Here is a 23,574-nt window from a genome sequence, read left to right as displayed (position 1 = left end):
TCAGGATGTGCGGACGGCGGTGCGGATTTGCCGAGGGTACTCGGGGAAGTACCGCTCGATGACGGGCAGCGCGAAGCTCGAGAGGATCGACTCCTTGGGCTCGCGCTCGAGCAGGAACTCGAACGACGCTTCGAGCAGGTGCTCGGGCGTCGCGCCCGGGGCGTAACGCTGGATGTCGGCCTCGGTGACGGTGACCTCGTGCTCGGTGGACGAGTTCCCCTCGTGGACCGTGATGCGATATTTCGACCCACCCAAGTTCGAAATGTCGAATTTCATGACGGAGCGCTTTCCCATGCGCACAGGGTAACGCGTTCGGGCACCTCCGCGTGCGCCGAAGTCATGGGGTCGCTGGCGCGGGCAGCGGAAGCGGTGCGCACTCGACGTCGGCCACGCGGCCCGGCTTCCGACGAGGCAGCGCGCCCGTCGCCAGGTAGTCGGCAATTTTCGAATCCACGCACGCGTTGCCACTGAGCGTGCCGGCGTGGTTCGTCCCCCCGGGCACGCTAACCAATGCAGCGCTCGGGAAGCGCGAACGCACCTCGAGGCTGCCCTCGAAGGGCGTGGCCGCATCGAGCGTCTCGTCGACGAGAAGCGCCGTCTGCCCCCAGGAGCCGTACACGGTCACGGGATAACCGGAACGCGCGGGCCAGAAGAAGCACGGTGCGTTCGCCCAAGTATTTCCCCATGTGGTCACCGGCGCCTGCGCATGCGAGGCCACCGAGTCGGCATGCCACTGCCCCCAGCTCGTCGGCCAGGGAGCATCGGTGCACAGCTGCGCGAGCTGCGGCGCGTACGTGCTCTCGCCGCCCACGTGATAGACCTGCGAGAAGAAGGCCTTCAGCGCCTCCGCGTCACCTTTGTTGACCCAATTCGAGAACACCCCGCCGAGCAGCGGCCAGGTTTGCTGGAAATACGAGGGGTAGAGAAACACGTCAATCCATTCGGAGGGCCCAATGACTCCGGCCGCTGGGGCCGTGGCGAGCTTTTGCACTTGGGCATTCCACACGTTCCGCAGGTCCTGCCGCGTTTTGCCGAGGTGATACACGTCGTCGTGCGACGCGAGCCAATCGAACCATATTTCCAAGTTGCGCTGGAGGGGCACGTTCTGGTCGAAAGCGCCCGCCCCGTACCAGACGCGGCGAGGATCGACGATACTATCCAGGACCATGCGCCGAACCCGTCCAGGATATTTCGTGGCGTACACCTGCGCGAGGTACGTGCCATACGATTGGGCATAGAGATTCACGCGCTCGACACCCAATGCGATGCGAATGGCATCCATATCGGCGGCCATGTCGACGGTCTTCATATGGTCCAGCAAATCCGCGGGCGCATTCTTCGCACACGCGTCCGCATACGCTTTCGTATGCGAGAGCCACTGCTGTTCCGCAGCCGGCGTCGCCGGCACGTAATAGGGACGATTGTACGCGAAGTGCCCCGGATCGCACGAGATCGCCGGCGCACTGGGCGCCTGTCCTCGCCGCGCAAAACCAACCCAGTCGTACGCGCCCCCCGCACCATTGGGAATGCGCGCTCCGAGAAGCGACATGTTGAGACCGGATCCCGTCAAGGCATCCGGCGCCCCGAGAACGACACCTTGATAGTCATTATCGGCCACTTTGTGCCGCACCCGGGAGAGGGCAAGCGTGACCGTTTTTCCGCGTGGATTGGCCGGATCGAGCGGCACGTCCAACGTGCCGCATTCCGCTCCTGCATTGGTGAGTGTGGGATCCGAACAGGCGCCCCAAGCAATGGTCGACGGCGTCGGCGTAGCGCCGGCCGCGGGAGTCAAGACGGCAACGGACAGAGCCGCGCCCGCAAGTGCTACAATGATCGGACGTTTCATTGTGCCGTCTCTGTTTGGGCTCGACCTCGCAACCGGCAAGAGTGCTTTATACCAGCCAACCGGTCGCGATTCACTCGTCGGCGGTGGACCGTTCTTGGGACCCGGTGCCGTCGAGGCAATTCACGATATTGCCGCAATTACGAAATAGAATCCCTCAAGAATGGGCCCAATCCCAATAGAGCTGCCGCGCCTTTCGGGCCATTGGGCCATATTCCAGGGTCCGATCGTCGAAGCGCGTGATGGGCACGACTTTGGAGACGTTGCCGGTGCTGAAGATCTCGTCCGCTTGGCGGAAGTCGTCCACCGTCAACGTGGTCTCGTGGACGGTGACGCCGGCATGACGCAGCAAGCCGATGACGCGCTGCCGGGTGATGCCGTCGAGGAAGGTGCGATTGGGCACCGGGGTAAAGACCTCCCCGCCGCGGGCCATGAACACGTTGGCCGTGGCCAACTCGGCGACGTTGCCCTGCGTATCGCAACAGAGCGCGTTCTGGAATCCGCGCGATTTGGCCTCGCGAAGCATGCGAGCGCTGTTCGGGTAAAGACAGGCGGCCTTCGCGTTGACCGGCATCGTCTCCAGGGTGGGCCTTCGGAATTGCGTCGTCGTGATGGAAAGGCCCGAGGGCGCGACCATGGGCATTTCCTGGAGGCACAAGGCGAAGGCCGCCGACGATGCCAACGGCAGGATGACCCCCACGTCGTAGTCCTCGGCCCAATACATCGGCCGCACGTAAACGGCAGCATCGGGCGCGAACTTGCGTAACCCCTCCCGTGCGATCTGGATGATGGCCTCCCCGGACAGGGTCGGGTCCAGGCCGAGGGCGCGGGCGCTGTCGTTCACCCTCGCACAGTGCCGATCCAAATCCGGGACAACCCCCTCGAACGCGCGCGCGCCGTCGAATACCAGCGACGCGAGCCAGGTGGCGTGGGACACCGCACCAAGGAGCCGCACGTTGCCGGGGTGCCAGTCATTTTCGTAGTAGGTCCAAACCGTTTTGGTCGTCATCGCGGGCGCTGCCTCCAGCGTCAACCAAAACATCTTGCAGGGCGCAAATCCATCTTGGACGCGTGCGTTTCGCCCAATTGGCCGGTTTGCCGCAAAGAGCGAGCACAGCCACTAAACGACACCGGTGTCACGTTACCATTGACCAAATCGTTAATTCGTGACGCTCAGCTACGCAATTCGGCATTTAAAGCCAAAGCCGAGCAATACCACTTAATAGCGATCACTTTGCGGATACAAGAGTTTCATTTTCGTTGCACGGCAGTGCCACGTAACGCAGTATGCCGGCCGCTACGCGCATACCAGCCATGGAGGTGCTGCGATGGTGAAGAATCATCGATTCGATCGTGGGGTAAAAGCCATGCTGATGGCCGTGTTGCTCGCGGCCGTGGCCATTGCCGTTTTGCCGATTCGAGACGCGGCGGCGGCAACGTATGGGTACAATATCGTCTCCTCGAGCAGCGTCCAATTCTACGTGAACGACGCGCCCTGGGCCGACCTGCATTATCAAATCAACAGCGATGGGCAGCAGAATTTCCGAATGTCCGTGAGCGGCAACAACAACACGTACACGGTCAACAACGTACCAAGCGGTGCAACCGTGCGGTACTTCTTCACCATTGGAAATAGCAGCGGCGGGGCCATGGACACGTCATGGACCCAATTCACCATGGGGTCGGCGCCTCCGCCCTCGGGCAACTGGCAAGTCGTCTGGGAGGACCAATTCGAGGGCAGCGGGCAGCCCAACGCCTCGAACTGGAACTACCACGTGGGCAACGGGCTCAATCCGGGCGCAAATGCCTTCGATGGGTGGGGCAACGGCGAATGGGAGTGGTACCGTCCCGAAAACGCTTATTTGCAGGGTGGCAACTTGGTCATCCGAGCGGACTACAACAACACGCCAACCAACATTGCGGGACGCGACTGGTACCAGCGCTCCGCCCGTATCACCACGCAGGGCAAACGCTCCTGGCAGTACGGCCGCATCGAAGCACGCATCCAGATGCCCAATGCCGTGGGCAGCTGGCCGGCATTCTGGATGATGGGCACCTCCAACGATGCCACGTACACCAGCAACTACAATGCGCCCATCGGCTATTACGACCGGATGGGAGCCAATTGGTCGAGCTGTGGTGAAATCGATATCATGGAGCACCGCAACAGCGACACGGTGACCTTCCAGAACCTGTTCTGGGATTCCCGTGTTGGGGTCTACCCCTGGGCGGATGGGCAGAACAACAATCTGCCGAACACCTACGGGACGGGCAACGTGGCGCAGTTCCACCTTTACAGCATCGAGTGGGACGCGAGCCAGATTCGCTGGTACGTCGACCGCGAGACGAAGCCCAACCCCGTTCACACCGTGAACATCTCTGCGGCCAACCAGGAAGAATTCCGCAAGCCGTTCTTCATCATTCTGAACTTGGCCGTCGGCGGCCAATTCCCGGGCGCCCAACCCAACAAGGCCGACTTCCCGCTGTACATGCTCGTCGACTACGTCCGCGTCTGGCAGCGCACTTAGAAGAAGAGAAATTCACAGGGAGGCGGGGAGACGGGGAGTTTTGAGGGTTCGGTGGTCACCGTTCCCAAATCAAAAACTCCCCGTCTCCCTGTTCCTATTTCTGGGTGCCCACGCGAGGAATGAGCCGGTACCTTGCGTCTCGAGTTCATGCGAGCGACGACACGATGGGGCTTGGCCGCTGTCTTTTTGGCCTCTTCGGCGGCAAGGGCCGAGGATGTGCCGCCTGCCCCCGAAGGCAAGCTCTCCGTGGTCCCCTTCGTGGTGCCGGCCTACACGCCCGAAACGAGCCTGCTCCTCGGCGGCGCCGCCGTCGGCGTTTACAGCTACCCACCCGAGGCGGGCCACCGCGAGTCGCAGATCATGCTCGCAGTCGCCGTGACGGTGAAAGGGCAAGTGGCCCTGCAGCTCGTGCCCGACGTGTACCTCTGGAACGACCGCGTGCAGCTCGGGGGCGTGCTCGGTGCTTCGCGATTTCCGAACGTCTTCTACGGCCTGGGAAGCCATACGAACGAGGAGGACGACGAAGACTACACGCCCGTGGGCTTCGAAGTCGGCCTGAGCCCCAAACTGCGCCTTCTCAAAGGCATGTACCTGGGTCCTGACGCGCGATTTGCGTATACGAACATCACCGAGACCGAGGCCGGGGGCATGCTGGAGCGAGGCATCGTCCCGGGTTCGGGCGGGGGCCGCAGTGTCGAAGTCGGCCTCGCAGGCTTCTACGACACGCGCGACAGCACCATCTACCCGCGCGATGGCCACATCATCCGCGTCTTCGCGCGCATGGCCAGGCCGGCGTTGGGCTCGGAGTTCGACTACGACGTGCTCAGCGTCGATGCCCGGAAGTACATTTCGCTTCCTTGGGCGGATCGGCACGTGCTCGCCCTGCAGGCGCTGGCCGAGATCCGCGACGGTGCGCCGCCGTTCTACGATCTGGGGCTCATGGGAGGCGACTCGATCATGCGCGGCTATTTTCGAGGCCGCTTTCGCGACCGAAATTACCTCGCCGCGCAGATCGAATACCGCATGCCGCTCTTCTGGCGCTTTGGCGCCGTGGGCTTCGCGTCGCTGGGGCAGGTTTCGCATACCCTGAGCGACGTCGGCGATTCGCCGGTGAGGTTCGCCGGCGGCGGCGGACTCCGCTTCGCCCCCCTGGCCGACGTCCCCGTCAACCTGAGGCTCGACATTGCCTACGGCGACGAATTGCGCTTTTACATCAACGTAGGCGAAGCTTTTTGAACGACGGGCATTGACCCTCCAGCGACTGGAGACTCCAGACTCACGGCATGGCAAAAGAGCGGTTGACCATTGGCGAGCTTGCACGTCGCACCGGCATGCCGGTGAAGACGCTGCGGTTCTACTCCGACGAGGGACTGCTTCCCCCGGCGGAGCGATCGCGAAGCGGCTATCGCTTGTACGGGGAGGAGGCACTCGTGCGCCTCGACCTCGTGCGAACGCTGCGCGAAGCGGGCCTTGGTCTCGATTCCATCAAGAAAGTGCTGCAACGCGAGGCGTCGCTCGCGGATGCACTCCGGCTCCGGCTCGCCGCCGTGGAAGCGCACATCGCTTCCCTGCAGCGCATCGGGGCCGCGTTGCGTGCAGCCCTCCGCTCCGAGCCCTCCGCCGACGACGTAAGGAGGATATGTGCCGTGACCCGATTGTCCACAGAACAACGAAAAGCCGTCATCGAAGGATTCTTCGAAAATGCATTCCAAGGTGCCAACGTGGAGGAGGCCTGGAAGCGCCAGGTGATCGAAAGCACCATGCCCCAACTGCCGGAGAATCCCACGTCCGAGCAGCACGATGCATGGATCGAGCTCTCCGAGCTGCTCGCCGATCGCACGTTCGTGGCGAATCTGCAAAAGCAGGCCAAAAATGCATTGGAACCGTCCGAAATGGCCGCGATGAAACGCGCCTGCGAAGCCATCGCGGACGATCTGACGGACGCCGCAACACGCGGCATCGCGCCCGACTCGGACGAAGCCCGCGCCATCTTGGAACGGTATGCAGCAAACCTCGCGGAGGCGCGTGGCGTTCCCCTCAGCGATGCGGTGCGGCGCGATCTCTACGATCGCTTCGACAGCGACGCTCGTGTGGGGCGGTACTGGGAGCTCATCTTGGTCATGAACGACACGCCCGAGATGCGGCGCAAGTTCGCGGAGGGCAAATGGATGAACGACGCCGTGCTGCATCATTTCCGGCCGTGATCGGGTTCGCCATGATCCGATCGATCATCGCGACAGGACCCAACGGGATTTCCTAGGAGGGAATGCTCCTTGCGTAGCCGCGCGCGCATTCCGCGTTGGCGGCTTAGCAGGAGGAAATCCCGTGTCCAAATTTCAATTCAGTCGATGGGCTTACGGATTGACGGTCGCGGTGACGCTCACCGCGACCTTCGAAGGGGCCGGATGCACGGCCGAGAACGAGCTCGTGCTGGGCACGACGGCATCACCGGTGCTGGCCGCGGGGCGACTGACCGCGGCCCTCGCGCTGAACGGCACCACCGGCGAATACACGGTGACGAACAAGAGCACCGAGGCGGTGACGGGGTGGACGATCACCTTCGACGTGCCCTCGGGGGTGACCGTCACCTCGGGCGAACACGGTACGGTGAGCCAGAGTGGGACCCATGTGACCCTGACCCCGGCGTATTACATCAACACGCTGCAGCCGGGCCGCTCCACGTACCCGTACAGCCCGACCTTCCGACTCAGCTCCACGGCGACGCCGACGAGTTGCCGCATCGATGATGCCAATTGCGATGGGTCGGCCGACGCGCCGCCGGCCGCGCCCACGAATTTCCGGGCCACCGTGAAAACGACGAAGACGGTGACCCTGGCGTGGAATGCCGCACAACCCGGATCGCTGCCGGTGGTTGGCTACGAGGTTTACCGCGGCAGCACCCTCGCCGCGTCGGTGACCGATACCACGGCCACCGTGACCGGGCTCACGCCGAATACCGATTACACGTTTACGGTGCGCGCCAAAGATCGCAAAGGCACCGCCTCGCCGGCGAGCGCCCCGCTCACGGTGCGCACGAACAACCCGTCCGACGACACGCAGGCGCCCACGGCGCCGGGCAACCTGCGCAGCACCGCCGTCGATGCTGGCAGCGTATCGCTTGCATGGAATGCCTCGACGGACAACACGGGGGTCGTCGCCTACGACGTGTACTCGGGCAGCACCCTCGCCGCCACGGTGACGGGAACGTCGGCCAAGGTGAGCGGGCTTGCCCCGTCGACGAAATACACCTTCACCGTTCGCGCACGCGATGGCTACGACAATACCTCGGCGGCGAGCACCGCATTGAGTGTCACCACCAGCGACATCGTAAACGGGTATGCGCGGGTGGGCTATTTCGTCCAGTGGGGCATTTACGGGCGACAATATTTCGTGCGCAATTTGGACACGACCGGTGCCGCGGCCAAGCTGACCCACCTCAATTATGCATTCGGCAACATCGATCCGGTCAATCTGACGTGCCTCCACGGGGTGACCAAGGCTACAACGTCGAATCCGCAAGATCCGAATCAAGGCGATGGTGCCGGCGATGCGGAAGCGGATTACAGCCGGCCCTTCTCGGCGGCGCAATCCGTGGATGGCGTGGCCGACACGGGATGGGAGAGCCTCCGCGGCAATTATAACCAGCTCAAGAAGCTGAAGGCCAAATACCCCAACTTGAAGGTGCTCATTTCCCTCGGCGGGTGGACGTATTCGAAGTACTTCTCCGACGTGTCGGCGACCGATGCGGCGCGGAAGAAGTTCGTGAGCTCGTGCGTGGACATGTACATCAAGGGCAATTTGCCCGTGTACAACAGCGCGGGTGGGCCGGGAACGGCGGCGGGCATCTTCGATGGCATCGACATCGATTGGGAGTGGCCGGGCGCGGAAGGCCACGCAGGCAACCATGTGAGCCCCAACGACAAGGCGAACCTCGCGCTGCTCCTGGCCGAATTCCGCCGCCAGCTCGATGCATTGGGCACGCAAACCGGAAAGCGTTACCAGCTCACCGCGTTCACCCCGGCCGATCCGGCGAAGATTGCCGCGGGGTGGGACCTGGCGCAGGATGCGACGTCGCTCGACATCTTCAATGTGCAAGGTTACGACTTCCACGGCGCCGGCAGCGACAATTCCTGGGAGCCCAATCGCACGGGGCACCAAGGCAATCTTTATGCGGATGCCGAGGATCCGTATTCGTTCCACTTCAGCGTGGAGAACGCCATCAATGCGTACACGTCCGCCGGGGTGAGCCCGCGCAAGCTCACCGTGGGGTTGGCCTTTTACGGACGCGGATGGCAGAGCGTCACCGATGGAGGCAAATTCGGTGAATGGCAAGCGGCCAACGGCGCGGCGCCGGGGCAGTTCCAAGAGGAGGCGGGAACACGCGGCTATGCCAATTTGATTTCCAGCGTGCCCAATTGCACCGTGCGCCATGACGAGGCCTCCGTGGCCACGTATTGCTTCACCGGCAACGGCGGCCAATGGTGGACATTCGACGACGCATGGTCGATTCAGAAGAAGACGGCGTGGATCAAGAGCAAGGGCCTGCTCGGCGCCATGGCCTGGGAGATGTCCGGAGACACCGGCACCTTGATGACGGCCGTGGATACGGGTCTCAAATGATCATTTGACCATCGTGCGCAACGAAAATGGGGCCCTCGTAAGGGCCCCTGCACGATGCCAGCCATTGTTCGTCGGTGACGGTTCCGAACGACACGAGGTGCGACAGCACCAGGTGCTTCACCCCCGCATCCGCTGCGACTTTGCCGACTTGCTCGTTCGTGGTGTGCGACGCGAGCAAATGCGCCCGCAGCTTTGGCTCCGTGCGGCCTGTTGCGACCAACCCATCCAACGAGGGCAGGTGCAGCACCTCGTGCACGAGCCAATCCGCCCCGCGCGCAAGCTTCACGAGCGCGTCCGACGGGGTCGTGTCGCCCGAGAAGACCACGGAGCCATGGCGCGTGTCGAAGCGGAAGGCGTAACTCTGCTCGATCGGCGGATGGTTCACCCGCGCCGCGGAAACGCGAACGCGCCCATCGTCGAGAACGAGCCCCGGTTCCGCGATTTCGCGTGCAGCGACCAGACGGCGCACGTCCGGCAGGCCCTGGTCCGCGATGCGCGTGTCGATGTCGAAGGCGTTCGTCTCCAGGTAGGAGCGAAGCATCGCCGCCATCGGTGGCGGACCGTAAAAGGTCATCGTCTCCGACAGGTTCGCGTTCCACGCGGAGAGGGCCAGATTGCCGAACTCCAAGTTGTGATCGGAATGCTGGTGCGTGATGAAGACCGAGCGGCAATCCCCGAGCGCCACCCCCACCTTGACGAGCTGCCGCGTCACCCCGAGACCGCAATCGATCACGTAGGGATGGCCATCGACCAGCAGCAGATTGCACGGTTGAATGCGGTCCACACGCACCGTTGGCCCGCCCTTGGTGCCCAACGTCACCAGGTGCAGCCCCTCTTTCGACGGAGCCACCGCCGCATGCGGTTCTGGACCACGGCATGCCGAAAGGGCCGCGCACGACAAGATGGATTGCAGGAGATGGCGCCGGGTCAACGCCGGCAGATTACCGACCGCGGTCCCCCGAGGGAAGCTTGCCGAGACCGCCAAAATAAATGCGCGACGCGCTATCCTTTCGGCGGCCGTCGCCGTTTTCCCACCATGACCACCCCGTCCACCGACTCCCTGAGCGAGCTTTCCGGCGCCCTGAAAGGCTCCTGGCATCGCTTTCTCGATGTGTACGAGCCGCTGAGGCCCGAGTTGTACCGTTATTGCCGCTACCTGACGCGCAGCCCTTGGGATGCCGAGGACCTGGCGCAAGATACGATGGCGCGCGCGTTCGCCACGCTCGGTCGCATGGTGGAGGGCCCGCCGAATCCGCGGGCATGGTTGTTCCGCGTCGCCTCGAACCTGTGGATCGATCAGATGCGGCGAAGCCGTGAGCGCCTGGGTGTCGACGTCGAACCGGCCGCCTCGCAGGAACCGCGCGCGACGCGGGAAGCTGCGGGCACGCTTCTCGTTCGGCTTTCGCCCCAAGAGCGGGCCGCCGTGGTGCTCAAAGACGTCTTCGAACTGAGCCTCGAGGAGGTCGCCGAAGCACTGGGCACCACGCCGGGCACGGTCAAAAGTGCGCTGCACCGCGGACGGAACAAGTTGGTCGAGCCGGAGCCCGAAATGCCTGCCGCGCAAGCCGTGCCCGCGGCGCTCGATGCCTTTTGCGAAGCGTTCAACGCGCACGATATCGACCGGCTCACGGCGCTGCTCCTCGACACGATGACCATCGAGGTGGTCGGCGCCACCACCGAGTACGGCCCCGAATCGGCGCGCGCGCGCATCCTCCCGGGCATGCTGTTCGGCAGCCGCGTCATGGCCAATCCCGATCCCCAGGGCCCGTGTGGCTTCGACCCCAGCTTCTTCCGAGGCGTCCGGCCAACCCTGCCGCGGGCCGAGCTGCGCATCCACCGCGGGGAGGCATTGCTCCTCTCGTGGTACGAGCACGAGGACGGAGAGGCCGTGCGCGCCATCACCCGCCTCGAGCTCGACGGAGATCGCGTCGCGCATATTCGCAATTACTTCTACACGCCGGACTTCATCGCGGACGTTTGCCGCGAACTCGGCGTCCCATTCCGCAGCAACGGCTACCGCTGGTGGCGATAAACAGGAGTCATCATGGCCCTCACGCTTTACATGCACCCGCTGGCATCTTTTTGTCAAAAAGTGCTCATTGCACTTTACGAAAACGAAATACCCTTCGAAGCACGCCTCGTGGATCTCATGGACGAGGCCGATGCGGCGCATTACAAGAACCTCTGGCCCGTGGGAAAGATGCCGCTATTGCGCGATCACGCACGGGATCGCACCGTGCCCGAGACGAGCATCATCCTCGAGTACCTGGCGCGCCATTATCCCGGGCGAACGCCGCTGTTTCCTGCCGATCCGGATTTGGCACTGCAGACGCGTCTCTGGGATCGCTTTTACGACTTGTACGTGCAGGAGCCCATGAGCAAAATCGTGGTCGACCGCATTCGCCCCGAGGGCACGCACGACGCGTACGGCGTCGAGGAGGCCAAAGGCAAATTGCAAGTCGCCTACGGCATGATCGAAGAGCAAATGGCCACCCGCACGTGGGCCATCGGGGAAGACTTCACCATGGCCGATTGCGCGGCGGCCCCTGCCCTCTTCTACGCCGAGCTGGTCGTGCCCTTCGGGGATGCGCACCCGAAGACGGCGGCCTACCTCGCACGCCTTCGAACGCGCCCCTCGGTCGCGCGGGTCATCGAGGAGGCGAAGCCGTATTTTCACATGTTTCCGCGGGGTTAGACATGTCGCAATGCGATGATTCTTTGGCGCCATCCGATTGGAACCGCGCTGCCCGCAACCTCACGATGGGAGTCGTCAGAAAGGACGGAACATCCCATGTCGAAGGTTTGGCTCATCACTGGAAGCTCCCGCGGCCTCGGCCGTGATCTCGCAAAGGCCGTGCTCGCAGCCGGTCATCGCCTGGTGGCCACCGCGCGCAAGGCGGAGGATCTGCGCGAGCTCGTGGCCGAATACGGCGACCGCGTGCGCGCGGTGGCACTCGACGTTACCAATTCGGCGGCCGCACGCGAGGCGGTCGCCGTTGCCACCTCCGCGTTTGGCCGGCTCGACGTCGTGGTCAACAATGCAGGGTACGCGAACGTCAACTCGATCGAGCACATGGCGGAAGACGACTTCCGCGCGCAGGTCGAGACGAACTTCTTCGGCGTGGTGAACGTCACACGCGCCGCACTTCCCGTGCTCCGCGCCCAGCGCGATGGGCACATCATCCAAGTCTCGTCCGTCGGCAGCCGAATGGGATCGCCGGGTATCGCGGCGTACCAAGCCTCGAAGGCTGCCGTCGCCCAGTTCTCCGAGGTGCTCGCCAAGGAGGTCGGCCCGCTGGGCATCCGCGTCACCGTCATCGAGCCGGGCGGCATGCGCACGGATTGGGCCGGCCCGTCGATGCGCATCGACGACATCGATCCCGACTACCAAGCGACGGTGGGCGCCATGTTCCAGAACCGCGGCCCGGCCATCATGCGCGGCGACCCCAGCAAGGTGGCCCAAGCCATCCTGCGCATCGCCGCGGAAAAAGAGCCGCCGCTTCGGTTCTTGGCCGGGTCCGATGCCGCGTTCTGCGCAGATCTCGTGCTCAAGGCGCGTGCAGCCGAGGACGCGAAATGGAAAACTCTCAGCGTCTCGACCGACTTCGAGGGGATGGGAGACTTTGCCGACACGCCGATTGCCAAATTCCTCGCCTCGCAGCAACGCGGGGGCTGATTTGCCTGCGGATCTGGTCCCGGTGCCGAGCGCCCTGCTCGATCGCTTGACCGAGCTGGGCGTCGACGTGCGCCGCGTCTTGGACCGCGCGGGCATCCTGCCTTCGCGGTTCCAGACTTCGCGGGCGCGCATCTCGCCGGCCGAGCTGTTCGCGTTCTGGCGCGCCGTCGAGGAGGTGATGCCGGCGCGCGACATCGGCCTGCGTGTCGGGTCGGAGGCCCTGCCCCACCAGCTCGACATCGTGACGATGACCGCGCTGCACTCGCCGAGCCTCGGTGAGGCGTTGAAGAAGTTCGCACGCTACAAGCGGCTCGTCTGCTCGGAGCGCGTGTCCGTCGAGGTGGCCGGCGGCGAGGCGCGGATCTCCTTTCACTGGATGCACCTCGAGGAGTCGATGCCCATGCTCCTCGTGGATGCCACCTTCTCGACGTTGGTCGTCGTAGGGCGCCGCGGCTCGGGGGCGCCGATCATACCGGTGCGCGTCGAGCTCGCGCGCCGGCGGGCCGAAGAGGCGCTCTTTCACCGCCATTTCGGCTGCGAGATCCACTTCGATGCATCGCTCGATCGGCTCGTGTTCGACGAGAAAGATCTCGCGCGTCCCTTCCTCACCCACAACGCCGATCTGCTCGAGCTGATGCTCCCGACGCTCGAATCGCAATTGCGCGAGCGCCTCACCTCGCGCTCCCTCGCCGACGACGTCCGAACCGCGCTCGGGCGGCGCATGCACGGCGAGCGACCGAGCGTGGAGAAGATCGCCGAGGACATGCACATCAGCCCGCGCACCCTGCAGCGGCGCCTCGAGGAACTCGGGACGACGTATCAAAAGCTGCTCGACGACGTGCGCCGCGACACCTCACTCCGGCTCTTGGCCCACACGAACCTCGAGCCCAACGAGGTCGCGTACCTCCTTGGCTTCGAGGAGGTCAATTCGTTCACCCGCGCCTTTCACGGCTGGGAGGGCACCACGCCGCTTCGCTGGCGAAAGGCCACCAGCGGCAGAATGCAATCGCGCGCATAGGCGCGGGCTGCTGCATCGTCGTCCAACCGCACCACGCTCGGCAGCGGCAGCACGAAGGACAGCGCGATGCGCACCAGGGTTTCCGCCACCCACTCGAGCCGCTCCGGCTCGACGGCGTTCACGCTGCGAAGCTGCGTGGCCATGAAGCTGCAGCCCACGCGAAACGCCGCCGCATCGTCGCCGAGTACGTACTCGAGAAGGGCGTGCGGCTCCGTTCGCGTGAGACGCTGCAGCACCGGATGCGTGCGCGCGAACCGCACGAATGTGACGAATCCCTCCGTGAGGCGCTCCTCTATCGTCGCCGCACGGGCCGCGGCCTCGCTCACCGCGATGTAGAACCGCCGCGACTCACGCTGCGCGAGGGCCTCGAGCAGGCTCTCGCGATCGGCGAAGCGACGGTACACGGTCACGCGCCCCACGCCCGCGCGCCGGGCCACGTCGACGAGGGTCAGCCGCTGAATGCCCACCGCCGCAATTTCGAGCAGCGCCGCATCCAGAATGCGCTCCGCGAAGGCATCGGACTCGGGCGTAGGTTCGATGGCTCGGGCGAGCAGCCCGGAAAGGCGCGGGATCATTCGGAAATGAGCCTAGGGCTTCTCGGCCGAGAATGGAACATGTGGAACACGAGGAGCATATCATGTATCTCTTGACCCATGGATGGTCAGCGCGTTCCCCGTCGTGTGCCACCCTTCCCGCGGCGCGAACCCGCGCTGATTTCCGGGCTACCGCGCGCGCTGCACGACCGGATCATGCACGCCGTCGTCGGCGGCCCCGTCCATTGGGACGCGGCCCTGCGTGAGCGCATGATCGACGGTCTCTGGGAACGCGACGAGCCGATGGGCCGCCTCGTCGATTGGATGTTCGCCACCGATGCGAAGCAGGGCAAGGCGCTGTTCGAGCAGGCCCTCGAGCAGGGCATCGAGTCCGTGCCCGACGCACCCGAGGAGCTGCGCGCCTTCTTCGCGCGCATCGATCGCCGCCCCAAATGGGTCGACATGGCGAAGGTGCGCCGCGGCGCGCGTGCGGTCAACGCGATCGGCCCCATGGCCGTGTACATCGGCCGCGACATGTCCATCATGGGCGGTTACCTCCTCGCCGGCTTCAACGAGCAACTCATGATGACCGGTGCCCTGCACAAGGGCAGCGGCCGCCGCTTCGCGGAAACCGCCACCTGGGGAGCGGACACGGTATCGCCGGACGGCCTCGAGCGCTTCGGCGCGGGATTCAAGAGCACCATTCGCGTCCGCATGGTGCACGCATTGGTGAACCGCGCCCTCGAGCGCAATCCCAAATGGGATGCTGCCATGTGGGGATTGCCCATCAACCAAACGGACATGCTGGCCACCATTCTGGGCATCGCGCTGGTGGCTTTTGCCAGTCGCCTCCTGGGTGTACCCATCACGCGCGACGAATGCGACGCCGTCATTCACCACGGCCGCTATGTGGCCTGGCTCCTTGGCGTCAAAGACGAGTTTCTCTTCGATTCGGTACACGATGCCATTCGCCTGTTGATGCACGCCGTCAGCACCCATCCGCGCGGCGGTGAAAGCGCGCGCCTTTTGGCGCAATCGCTGGCTGCCGAGCCGCTCACACGCCACTACGCGCACTTTCAATGGCTACGACGGCGTTTCGAGCATTCGAAACACCTGAGCATGAGTCGGTTTCTCGTTGGCAAAAAGGGATTGGCCAAGCTCGGAGTGCCCACCATTCTGCCGTGGTATCCCATGTTGACCATTCCAGGCCGCTTCGTCTGGCAGGCGGTGCATCGCGCCTTGCCGGGCGGATACCGGCGCCTCATCGAACGAGGCCGTCAGGAGCAATTGCGTCTCATCGAGATCTTCCATGAGGGGGCACGCAGCGCGGGTGGCATCATCAAGCCGGACACCTCGCATCCCGCCCATGTCTGAGGAGCTCGTCATGCCACGTGCCAGTTTGACGGATCGGATCCTCATCGCCACGAACCGCCGTCTTTTGGTCCTGCGCCCGCTCTCGAGGATCCCCGAGGACAGCGATCTCGAGCCCGTGCCCGGCGACGACGGGCTTCCGTGGCTCGGACATACGCTGGCCATGGTTTTTCTCCGCGATCCCATGCCCTTTCTGCGTTACCGCTACGAGCAATTCGGTCCGGTATCGTGGGGCCGCATCCTCGGCCAGTACTGGGTTTTTCCTTTGGGTCCCAAAGCCTCCGAGGTCGTCCTTCAGAATCGAGACAAGGCCTTCGCGAACGGCCCGGGTTGGGGCTATTGGATTGGCCCTTTCTTCCACCGCGGCATCATGCTTCTCGATTTCGAGGAGCACCTGCACCACCGGCGCATTCTGCAACACGCCTTTACCAACGAGCGATTGAGCGGGTACCTCGAAAAGATGACGCCGGCCATCGCGCGAGGCGTGGCCGGATGGCGCACGGGCGCGCGGTTTCCATTTCTCGCATCGATCAAGCAGCTCACTTTGGACTTGGCGACCGAGGTGTTCATGGGCGCAAAACTCGGGCGCGAGACCAACGAGATCAACCGCGCCTTCATCGAGACGGTGCGGGCTGGATTCGCGGTCCTGCGCTACCCCATTCCCGGTACGCGCTGGGCGCGCGGTCTGCACGGCCGGCGCGTGCTCGAGCGATTCTTCCGCGAGCTTCTGCCCGCCAAACGCGCTTCGGACAGCAGCGATCTCTTCGCGGTTCTATGCCGCGCCACCAGCGAAGACGGCCACCGATTCACCGACGACGACGTCATCAATCATATGGTCTTCCTCTTGATGGCCGCCCACGACACCACGACCATCACGATGACCACCATGGCCTATTACCTGGCCAAGCACCCCGAGTGGCAGGAGCGGCTGCGCGACGAATCGTTTGCCCTGGGCAAGGACGAATTGGAGTTCGGCGATCTCGAAAAGCTTTCAGGCCTCGATTGGGTCATGAGGGAAGCCATGCGCCTCGTCGCGCCGGTGCCGTACCTCGCGCGCAAGACGGTGAAGGACACGTCCATCTGCGGCCACTTCGTGCCGAAGGACACGTTCGTGGCGGTGTTGCCGCAGTTTGCGCACCACATGCCCGAGTACTGGTCGCAACCCGAGCGCTTCGATCCCGAACGGTTTGCGCCGCACCGTCGTGAGGACAAGGTACATCCTTACGCCTGGCAGCCTTTTGGCGGTGGCGTTCACAAATGCATCGGGATGCACTTTGCGGGCGTGCAGATCAAAGCCATTTTTCACCGCATCCTGCGCCGGTATCGCTGGAGTGTCGCCCCGAACTACAAGACGAAGTTCGACTTCGCGGGGCTGCCCGTTCCCAAAGACGGGCTCCCGGTGAGGCTCGAGCGGGTCGTCGACGCCTGAGATCGCTCGAACAGGTCAACGCGCGTCGGCGCGCGGGATGGTGAGCCGCTCGACGATGATCCCGACGGACTCCAGGAGGGCCAGCGAATCGCGCTTGCGGTACTCCTCGCTGTAGTAAATCTTGGTGACGCCACCGAGGTTGATCAGCCGCTTCGCGCACATGGCGCAAGGCAAGTGCGTGACGAAAACGACCTTGCCGAGCTGCCGCGGCGATTGGCAGTTGATGCAGGCGTTCTCCTCGGAGTGCAGGCACCCGCAGGCACCCGGAATGTCCGTATCGCACTGATTGGGCAGGCCGGAGGCATTGCCGTTGTACCCCACCGCGAGCACCTGCCGGTAATCCGTGGAGGTGATGACGGTCCCGACCTGCAGCCGCAGGCACGTCGACCTCCGGGCCATGCCGAAGGCGAGCGTCATGTAGAGCTCTTCGAAACTGGGGCGGGCGGTGTCCATGAGGACACTTTCGCACGCCCCAGTGGGTTCACGCTACGGGCGAACGCCGGGTCCGAGGGTCAGAAACCCGCGGTGATCTTGGTGAAGGCCCAATTGGCCTGGGCGATGCCGCTGCAGTTGGACTGAACACCGCCGCCGGCGCACCCGCGGTCGCGGTTTACGCCCCAGAAGGCCAGGCGGGCGAGCCCCTTGCCCTTGGACCAATCGCGGATGCGGGTCCAGGTGTCGAGCGAGGTCATCTCTTGGTTGTCGGACAGGCCGTTCATGCCCGAGATGCCCATGTGCGAGTAGGCGGTGGCGTCGTTCCAGCCGAACGTCGACTTCAACTTGTTCTTGAGGCCCTCGGAGGCGGCCACCGTGTCGTTGTAGATGTTCGAGCTGCCGAAGTCGAAGGGCATGATCGTGAAGATATCGATGTTCGCGCCCAGCGCCTTGGCGCGCTCGATGAGGCGATTGCCCGGTGCCGTCGGTCCGGTCTTCGACGTACCGAAGGTGACAATCGTCGTGATGCCGGCGTTGTTCTGTTTGACGATCTTCAACGCGCCCAAGATGCGATCTTGGACGGTGTTGTTCTCGAACTCGTCGGTGTTCTCGATGTCGATGTCAATGGCCTTGAGTTTGTAGGCATTGATCACCTTCTGGTAGGCGCCGGCGAGTGCGGAGGCGCTCGAGCAATTCGGACCGAGCTTGTTGCCGCTCCATCCGCCGAACGACGGGACGATGTCACCGCCCGCGTTCCGGATCTGCGTGATGGCGTTGGCGTCGGCGCTTCCCGAGAGCGGACGCGAGCCATCCCAGGCCGGGTTGCAGCCGCCGGACGAAAGGATAAAGGCCATGGTGAACCATTTGACACCGGTAGCATTCATGACCGTCGAAGGGCTCGGAGGATTCCCCCAGCCCATGTACAGGTACGGCGCCGCGGAGCGGATCGCGAGTGCGTCGCTCGTGCTGGCAACGTTGTCTTCCGTGGTGGTGTTTTCTTCGGTCGCGTTCGTGGCACACCCGGCGGCCATCATGGCCAGAGCGACGGTCGCTGCGGAAAAATGCATGGAGAACTTGGTCATGGTGTTTCCTCGCTGGGCTAAAGGGACGCGAGCCCTTCGCAAGGACCATTCCGAGACCAACGAGATCGACTCTTTCCCTCGAGGCACCGGATTCCCCCTCCGCCTGAGGGGGAGGATTAGGGGAGGGCGAGTGTCAGGTGATCGGATCGATCATGGCGATCCCGATCGGTGAAGGTGATCTCGATGATCACTTTTGCTATTTCGACACGCCCATGTCCGTACAGTTTCCCCCGGAGCTACCCATCACGGCGCGCGTGCCCGACATTGCGACGGCCGTCCACGAGCACCCGGTGGTGATTGTCGCAGGTGCGACCGGCTCGGGAAAAACCACGCAATTGCCCAAGATTGCCCTGGCCATGGGCCGCGGGTTGGAGCAGCGCATTGGTGTCACGCAGCCGCGGCGCATTGCAGCGACGAGCGTGGCGGCGCGCGTGGCCAGCGAGCTCGGCACGCCGCTGGGCACCGACGTCGGGTATCAGATTCGCTTCGAGGATCGGACCTCACCGCACACGTACGTCAAATTCATGACCGACGGCATTTTGCTGGCGGAGATCCAGGGCGATCCGCTGCTGCGTCGGTACGACACGCTGGTGATCGACGAGGCGCACGAGCGAAGCCTGACCATCGATTTTCTTCTCGGCTGGGTGAAGCGCATTCTGCCGCAGCGGCCCGATCTGAAAGTGATCATCAGCTCGGCGACCTTGCAAACGGAGCACTTCTCCTCGTTTTTCGGCGGAGCGCCGGTCATCGAGGTGGAGGGGCGCACGTACCCGGTGGACGTGCTGTACGAGCCGCCGCCCGATGACGTGGATCTCGCCGAGGCCGTGGCCAACGCCGTGGCCAATGTGACCTCGCTCGATCCGCGCGGCGACATTTTGGTCTTTCTGCCGGGCGAGCGCGAAATCCGCGAGACCGAAAACGAGCTCGCCGCGCGCGAGTTGCGGCACACCGTCGTACAGCCTCTGTACGCGCGGTTGTCGGGCGCGGAGCAATCGCGCGTGTTCGCGAGCATTCCGCAGCGGCGGGTGATCCTCGCGACCAACGTCGCGGAAACGTCGCTCACCATTCCGGGCATCGTGTACGTCATCGACGCGGGCATCGCGCGCTTGTCGCGCTACGAGCCGCGCTCGGGCACGACGCGCCTGCAAATCGAGGCGATTTCCCAGGCCAGCGCCGAACAGCGCAAAGGTCGATGCGGCCGCGTGCGCGAAGGCATCTGCGTGCGGCTGTACGACGAGACGAGCTTTGCCCAGAGGCCGGCGTTCACCGATCCGGAGATCAAACGGACCGGGTTGGCCGGGGTCATTCTTCGTATGAAGTCGCTCGGCCTGGGCGATGTGGAGGACTTTCCCTTTTTGGATCCGCCGCAGCCCCGCGCCATTGCCGAGGGCTATCGGGTGCTGGAGGAGCTCGGAGCGCTGGGAGCGGATCGCGAGCTGACACCGATTGGGCAGCGGCTGGCGCGTTTTCCGGTGGATCCGCGCATCGGGCGCATGATTTTGGCCGGCGCGGAGCTGGGTTGTTTGAAGGAGGTGCTGATCATCGCGGCGGCGCTGAACATTCAGGATCCGCGGGAGCGCCCGCGCGATGCGCAGCAAAAGGCCGACGAGCAGCACCGCCGCTTTCGCGACGAGCGGTCCGACTTCATGGGGTTGCTGCGGCTCTGGGACTTCGTTCGGGAGGCGGAGCGCAAAGGGAAATCGCATTTGCGGCGGGTCTGCAAGGAAAGCTTTTTGTCCTTCTTGCGCATTCGCGAATGGGGCGAGATTCATCGGCAGCTCGAGGAGGTGGCGCGCGAGCTGAAGACGACGAAGGTGGCCGCACCGGAGAATGCGCTGCACCGGGCGCTCGCAACCGGGTTGTTGTCCAAGATTGGGCAATGGAATCCGGAGCAGAGAATCTATATTGGGGCGAAGCAGACCCGATTTGCCATTCACCCCTCGTCGGCGTTGGCCAAGAAGCCGCCGGCCTGGATCATGGCCTTCGAGCTCGTGGAGACGACGCAGCTTTTCGCGCGCATGGTGGCGAAGATCGAGCCCGATTGGCTGCTGGAAGCAGGCGCCCATTTGCTGAAGCGGAGTTATTCGGATCCGCATTGGTCGGAGAAGTCCGCGCGCGCGTCGGTGCGAGAGCACGCCACGTTGTTCGGATTGTCGATTGCGCGCGACCGAAGTGTCGATTACGCGAGCATTGCGCCTGCAGCGGCGCGGCGCATCTTTTTGGAGCATGCGCTGGTGCGCGGCGAATACAAAACACCGGGCACGTTTCAACGCAAGAACCGCGAGCTCATGGAGGAGGTATCGCGGCTCCGGGACAAGGCGCGGCGGAGCGACATGCTCGCCAGCGAGGACGCGCTGCTGGAGTTTTTCGATCAGCGTGTCGGCGAGGAAGTCGTCAATGGGAAGACATTCGAAGCGTGGCGGGAGCGCGCGGAGAAAAGCGACCCAAAGTGCCTCCTTCTTTCGGTGGACGATGTTTTGGCGGGCGAGCCAGGGCTTCGGGCAGCGGATTATCCGGACACCGTGAAGTTGCACGGTGCAAATTTGCCGGTGAGCTACCGGTTCGAGCCATCGGCCGACGACGATGGGATTACGCTGACGGTTCCCTTGGTGTTGCTTCCGCAATTGGAGCCGGGTGAATTGGATTGGACGATCCCGGGTTGGCATCAAGAGAAGATCGCGGCGCTGCTCTACGAGTTGCCGCGGGGGACGCGGCGAGAGCTCGGTGACATTCCCGAGCTGGCGCGGACGGTGGCGGCGAAATTGAAGCCGTTTAGTGGACCGATGATTCCAGCGCTGGCGCGAGCCGTGGAGGAAGAGACGGGGATGGAGGTGCCGGAGGATGCATTCCGGCCCGATATGGTCGCGAGCTATCTGCGTCTGACGTGCCGGGTGATCGGCGACGACGGCAAGGTGGTCGCGCAGGGTCGCGATGTGGATGCGATTCTGAAGCAGCACGGCGCGCGGGCGCGGGCGGTGTGGAAGCAAGCCGCGCCGGCCACGAAGTGGGAGCGCAAGGGGGTTACGGGCTGGGACTTTGGCGAGCTGCCGGCGTTCGTCGTGAGGCGGGTCGGCAACATGGATGTGCGGAGCTATCCGGCGCTGGTCGATCGCGGGACGTCGGTGGACTTGGTGCTGATGGAAACGGCGGGCGCGGCCGAATCGGCCTCGCGTGGAGGTGTGCGGCGGCTGTTGATCCTGGCGGCGCGGGGCGCGGTTTCGGGGATTGCACCGCGCATTCCGCCGGCGTTCCCGCGGCCGGGCGGCGCGCTGACTTCGCGCGCCGAAAACGAGCTTTTTCGCGAGCGAGTGGTGGCGCGCATCGTGGATGCGGCGTTTGGGCTGGGCGAAGGTTTACCTCGCGACAAGCGGGCGTTCGACCAAGTGCTGGCCGCGGGTGTGCCGCGCATTGCGCCGTTGTTCCGTGCGTTCGCCGATGCGATCACCGCGGTGGCGGCGGAGCTCGACAAGACGCTGCGGGCATTGAAGACGGCCTCGAAGCACCCCAGCGGGCGGGCCGCTATTTTGGATATCTACGCGCAGCTCGAGCACCTGTTTCCCGAGGACCTGATGGAGTCGGTGTCGCTGGGGCGCTTGGAGCATTTTCCGCGGTATCTGCGGGCGGCGCAGGCGCGCTTGGGACGTGCGGTGACGGATCCGCGCAAGGACATGGAGAAGCTGGCGCCGTTTGCGCCGCTGTGGAATGCCTTTTTGGACAAGCGGCGCGCGCTGCGGGACGCGAACGGCGCGCGCGAGCTGCGGTGGTTGTTCGAGGAGCTGCGGGTGGCGATTTTCGCGCCCGAGCTGAAGACACCCGTGCCGGTTTCGGTGGCCAAGGTGTCGGCGGCGATGTCGGCGCTTCGGTGAAGTGCGGTCAATCCGCCGACGCGTCGACGTCTTCGGGAGATGACTCGCTGCCGGCGTCGAGTCCGGCGTCGGAGTCGGCATCGAGGTTGTCCTGCTGCGTTGTTCGGAGCCCACAGACTTGCGGCGGGACGACGCACGATCCCGAGCAGCTCGAACACGCGGCGTTCACCCTGCAATAGGCCCAATTGGCGTAAGCGTTGTACCCGGCAGGATACCGCTGCGCGCAGCTGTCTAGACAAGGCAGGTCGAAATACCGGCACACGCTTTCGCCGCACGTGGCGACGATGGCGACACAATCCGCATTCGCGCGGCAGATGGAGTTGTACACGACGCAGGCCTGCAGCGCGCAGTCGTTGCAAGATTGCGTCGGTCCAGTAGGGCCCGAGTCGCGCGTGCCGCTGTCACCGGGATCAGAGCTACCGCCACCACCGCCGCCGCCGGATCCACCACCGCCGCCGCTGCCGGGGCCCTTGGGATGGAGTGGGTCGTTGCATGCGGCTGCAACCGCGACACAGGCCAATGCGACGGAGAGTGTCGTGGCGCGCCAGGGGTTCATCATCGTACTTCGCACGTTAGTTCCTTGGTTCGAATCTGAGGCACATATCGAGGCGTTCACCGAATTTGGCGAGGGTGAATGTGCCCGGGGGGCAGCTTTTCTGGGCGGGCCGACACGCTGCGGAGTTCGTCAACCGTGCACTCGCGATTCTCGAGCAGGCTCCCTCAGACGCAATTGCCACACGTGTCGACAACACGATACGGACCACCGCCATTCCCCGGTGGCGTACGTTGCCGTGGCCCGTTTCACGCGCCGGAATCCTCGAGTCGCGCATGCCTCCAACGTGTGGACGCGCGTTTTCATTGGATGACGCACATTTTGATCTCGTTGTACGGTCGCCACGATCGCTGTGCCCCTCCGGTTTGCGTCGGTGGCTCGAGCACCCCTTCTGGTCGGCAGAGGGGTGACTTATGCCGCTATCATTCGACCTTAACGATTGCCTTTTGGGAGCGACTGTCCCAGGACAGGGCAAATGTGGCCCGGACAGGATCACTCGATTCGAGATATGCTTTTTCCTCGCTCGAGGGGGTGCCGCAACGCTGGCTTCAATCTGGCAATGCGTCGGGGCAGGTCTCGTACTGCGTGGTGCTCCGGACACCACGGGGTCGAGACCGCAG

Annotated in this window: 19 protein-coding genes; 11 read left to right on the top strand and 8 right to left on the bottom strand. The window is 64.1% G+C overall.

Going from position 1 to position 23,574, the window contains the following annotated elements; genetic code table 11:
• From LZC95_01980 to LZC95_01970, 3 genes are all read right to left on the bottom strand, one after another.
• Nucleotides 1-276 (bottom strand): hypothetical protein, encoded by a 276-nt coding sequence (locus LZC95_01980; protein WXA95611.1) that lies wholly within the window; start codon nucleotides 274-276, stop codon nucleotides 1-3.
• Between the two features lie 61 nt (nucleotides 277-337).
• Complete coding sequence (locus LZC95_01975; GenBank protein ID WXA95610.1) at nucleotides 338-1,846, bottom strand: alpha/beta hydrolase; 1,509 nt, start codon at nucleotides 1,844-1,846, stop codon at nucleotides 338-340.
• A 154-nt stretch (nucleotides 1,847-2,000) separates the two neighbouring features.
• Entirely contained in the window at nucleotides 2,001-2,852 is an 852-nt protein-coding gene (locus LZC95_01970) for a branched-chain amino acid aminotransferase (GenBank protein ID WXA95609.1), read from the bottom strand.
• A 319-nt stretch (nucleotides 2,853-3,171) separates the two neighbouring features.
• Between LZC95_01970 and LZC95_01965 the strand changes: the two genes are divergently transcribed.
• From LZC95_01965 to LZC95_01950, 4 genes are all read left to right on the top strand, one after another.
• A complete protein-coding gene (locus LZC95_01965; GenBank protein WXA95608.1) occupies nucleotides 3,172-4,371 on the top strand; it encodes a glycoside hydrolase family 16 protein in 1,200 nt (399 codons plus the stop codon).
• A 147-nt stretch (nucleotides 4,372-4,518) separates the two neighbouring features.
• Nucleotides 4,519-5,607, top strand: a complete 1,089-nt coding sequence (locus LZC95_01960; GenBank protein ID WXA95607.1) for an outer membrane protein assembly factor — start codon at nucleotides 4,519-4,521, stop codon at nucleotides 5,605-5,607.
• 47 nt (nucleotides 5,608-5,654) lie between these two features.
• Nucleotides 5,655-6,575 (top strand): MerR family transcriptional regulator, encoded by a 921-nt coding sequence (locus LZC95_01955; protein WXA95606.1) that lies wholly within the window; start codon nucleotides 5,655-5,657, stop codon nucleotides 6,573-6,575.
• Between the two features lie 121 nt (nucleotides 6,576-6,696).
• On the top strand, nucleotides 6,697-8,991 hold the full coding sequence (locus LZC95_01950) for a glycosyl hydrolase family 18 protein (protein WXA95605.1): 2,295 nt from the start codon (nucleotides 6,697-6,699) through the stop codon (nucleotides 8,989-8,991).
• On the opposite strand, the gene LZC95_01945 is transcribed toward LZC95_01950, so the two are convergent.
• Complete coding sequence (locus LZC95_01945; GenBank protein ID WXA95604.1) at nucleotides 8,984-9,841, bottom strand: MBL fold metallo-hydrolase; 858 nt, start codon at nucleotides 9,839-9,841, stop codon at nucleotides 8,984-8,986. The genes LZC95_01950 and LZC95_01945 overlap by 8 nt on opposite strands.
• Before the next feature lie 186 nt (nucleotides 9,842-10,027).
• On the opposite strand from LZC95_01945, the gene LZC95_01940 reads away from it, so the two are divergent.
• The 4 genes from LZC95_01940 to LZC95_01925 all read left to right on the top strand — a co-directional run bounded on the left by LZC95_01940 (nucleotide 10,028) and on the right by LZC95_01925 (nucleotide 13,685).
• A complete protein-coding gene (locus LZC95_01940) occupies nucleotides 10,028-11,023 on the top strand; it encodes a sigma-70 family RNA polymerase sigma factor (GenBank protein ID WXA95603.1) in 996 nt (331 codons plus the stop codon).
• Between the two features lie 12 nt (nucleotides 11,024-11,035).
• Nucleotides 11,036-11,686: a glutathione S-transferase family protein gene (locus tag LZC95_01935; protein WXA95602.1), complete on the top strand. Its 651-nt coding sequence runs from the start codon at nucleotides 11,036-11,038 to the stop codon at nucleotides 11,684-11,686.
• Nucleotides 11,687-11,782: 96 nt separating this feature from the next.
• Nucleotides 11,783-12,667, top strand: a complete 885-nt coding sequence (locus LZC95_01930) for an SDR family NAD(P)-dependent oxidoreductase (protein ID WXA95601.1) — start codon at nucleotides 11,783-11,785, stop codon at nucleotides 12,665-12,667.
• A gap of 22 nt (nucleotides 12,668-12,689) precedes the next feature.
• Nucleotides 12,690-13,685, top strand: coding sequence for an AraC family transcriptional regulator (locus tag LZC95_01925; GenBank protein WXA95600.1), 996 nt, complete (start codon nucleotides 12,690-12,692; stop codon nucleotides 13,683-13,685).
• On the opposite strand, the gene LZC95_01920 is transcribed toward LZC95_01925, so the two are convergent.
• A complete protein-coding gene (locus LZC95_01920) occupies nucleotides 13,613-14,260 on the bottom strand; it encodes a TetR/AcrR family transcriptional regulator (GenBank protein WXA95599.1) in 648 nt (215 codons plus the stop codon). The genes LZC95_01925 and LZC95_01920 overlap by 73 nt on opposite strands.
• A gap of 78 nt (nucleotides 14,261-14,338) precedes the next feature.
• Between LZC95_01920 and LZC95_01915 the strand changes: the two genes are divergently transcribed.
• Both LZC95_01915 and LZC95_01910 read left to right on the top strand, forming a co-directional pair.
• A complete protein-coding gene (locus tag LZC95_01915) occupies nucleotides 14,339-15,592 on the top strand; it encodes a DUF2236 domain-containing protein (GenBank protein WXA95598.1) in 1,254 nt (417 codons plus the stop codon).
• A 10-nt stretch (nucleotides 15,593-15,602) separates the two neighbouring features.
• Entirely contained in the window at nucleotides 15,603-17,018 is a 1,416-nt protein-coding gene (locus tag LZC95_01910; protein ID WXA95597.1) for a cytochrome P450, read from the top strand.
• 15 nt (nucleotides 17,019-17,033) lie between these two features.
• Here the strand turns inward: LZC95_01910 and LZC95_01905 are convergent, their stop codons facing one another.
• Both LZC95_01905 and LZC95_01900 read right to left on the bottom strand, forming a co-directional pair.
• Nucleotides 17,034-17,471 carry a deaminase gene (locus LZC95_01905; GenBank protein ID WXA95596.1) on the bottom strand — a complete coding sequence of 146 codons (438 nt, stop codon included), beginning with the start codon at nucleotides 17,469-17,471 and terminating at the stop codon, nucleotides 17,034-17,036.
• A 59-nt stretch (nucleotides 17,472-17,530) separates the two neighbouring features.
• Nucleotides 17,531-18,535 carry a chitinase gene (locus LZC95_01900; GenBank protein ID WXA95595.1) on the bottom strand — a complete coding sequence of 335 codons (1,005 nt, stop codon included), beginning with the start codon at nucleotides 18,533-18,535 and terminating at the stop codon, nucleotides 17,531-17,533.
• A gap of 152 nt (nucleotides 18,536-18,687) precedes the next feature.
• Here LZC95_01900 and hrpA point away from each other — a divergent pair, with 152 nt between their 5' ends.
• Nucleotides 18,688-22,401, top strand: coding sequence for an ATP-dependent RNA helicase HrpA (gene hrpA, locus LZC95_01895; GenBank protein ID WXA95594.1), 3,714 nt, complete (start codon nucleotides 18,688-18,690; stop codon nucleotides 22,399-22,401).
• 7 nt (nucleotides 22,402-22,408) lie between these two features.
• On the opposite strand, the gene LZC95_01890 is transcribed toward hrpA, so the two are convergent.
• Complete coding sequence (locus LZC95_01890; protein WXA95593.1) at nucleotides 22,409-22,960, bottom strand: hypothetical protein; 552 nt, start codon at nucleotides 22,958-22,960, stop codon at nucleotides 22,409-22,411.
• Nucleotides 22,961-23,574: the final 614 nt, after the last annotated feature.

Source organism: Sorangiineae bacterium MSr12523 (genome assembly GCA_037157775.1).
GTDB lineage: Bacteria > Myxococcota_A > Polyangia > Polyangiales > Polyangiaceae > Pendulispora > Pendulispora brunnea.
The sequence above is the reverse complement of the archived record's forward strand: the minus strand, read 5'-3'. Positions and strand labels throughout refer to the sequence as shown.

What these genes read in the sequence shown, in the direction of transcription:
- LZC95_01920 (WXA95599.1), bottom strand. Translation starts at nt 14,260, where the DNA reads ATGATCCCGCGCCTTTCCGGGCTGCTCGCCCGAGCCATCGAACCTACG.
- LZC95_01975 (WXA95610.1), bottom strand. Translation starts at nt 1,846, where the DNA reads ATGAAACGTCCGATCATTGTAGCACTTGCGGGCGCGGCTCTGTCCGTT.
- hrpA (WXA95594.1), top strand. Translation starts at nt 18,688, where the DNA reads ATGGCGATCCCGATCGGTGAAGGTGATCTCGATGATCACTTTTGCTAT.
- LZC95_01900 (WXA95595.1), bottom strand. Translation starts at nt 18,535, where the DNA reads ATGACCAAGTTCTCCATGCATTTTTCCGCAGCGACCGTCGCTCTGGCC.
- LZC95_01960 (WXA95607.1), top strand. Translation starts at nt 4,519, where the DNA reads ATGCGAGCGACGACACGATGGGGCTTGGCCGCTGTCTTTTTGGCCTCT.
- LZC95_01970 (WXA95609.1), bottom strand. Translation starts at nt 2,852, where the DNA reads ATGACGACCAAAACGGTTTGGACCTACTACGAAAATGACTGGCACCCC.
- LZC95_01965 (WXA95608.1), top strand. Translation starts at nt 3,172, where the DNA reads ATGGTGAAGAATCATCGATTCGATCGTGGGGTAAAAGCCATGCTGATG.
- LZC95_01940 (WXA95603.1), top strand. Translation starts at nt 10,028, where the DNA reads ATGACCACCCCGTCCACCGACTCCCTGAGCGAGCTTTCCGGCGCCCTG.
- LZC95_01955 (WXA95606.1), top strand. Translation starts at nt 5,655, where the DNA reads ATGGCAAAAGAGCGGTTGACCATTGGCGAGCTTGCACGTCGCACCGGC.
- LZC95_01905 (WXA95596.1), bottom strand. Translation starts at nt 17,471, where the DNA reads ATGGACACCGCCCGCCCCAGTTTCGAAGAGCTCTACATGACGCTCGCC.
- LZC95_01890 (WXA95593.1), bottom strand. Translation starts at nt 22,960, where the DNA reads ATGATGAACCCCTGGCGCGCCACGACACTCTCCGTCGCATTGGCCTGT.
- LZC95_01935 (WXA95602.1), top strand. Translation starts at nt 11,036, where the DNA reads ATGGCCCTCACGCTTTACATGCACCCGCTGGCATCTTTTTGTCAAAAA.
- LZC95_01930 (WXA95601.1), top strand. Translation starts at nt 11,783, where the DNA reads ATGTCGAAGGTTTGGCTCATCACTGGAAGCTCCCGCGGCCTCGGCCGT.
- LZC95_01915 (WXA95598.1), top strand. Translation starts at nt 14,339, where the DNA reads ATGGATGGTCAGCGCGTTCCCCGTCGTGTGCCACCCTTCCCGCGGCGC.
- LZC95_01910 (WXA95597.1), top strand. Translation starts at nt 15,603, where the DNA reads ATGCCACGTGCCAGTTTGACGGATCGGATCCTCATCGCCACGAACCGC.
- LZC95_01980 (WXA95611.1), bottom strand. Translation starts at nt 276, where the DNA reads ATGAAATTCGACATTTCGAACTTGGGTGGGTCGAAATATCGCATCACG.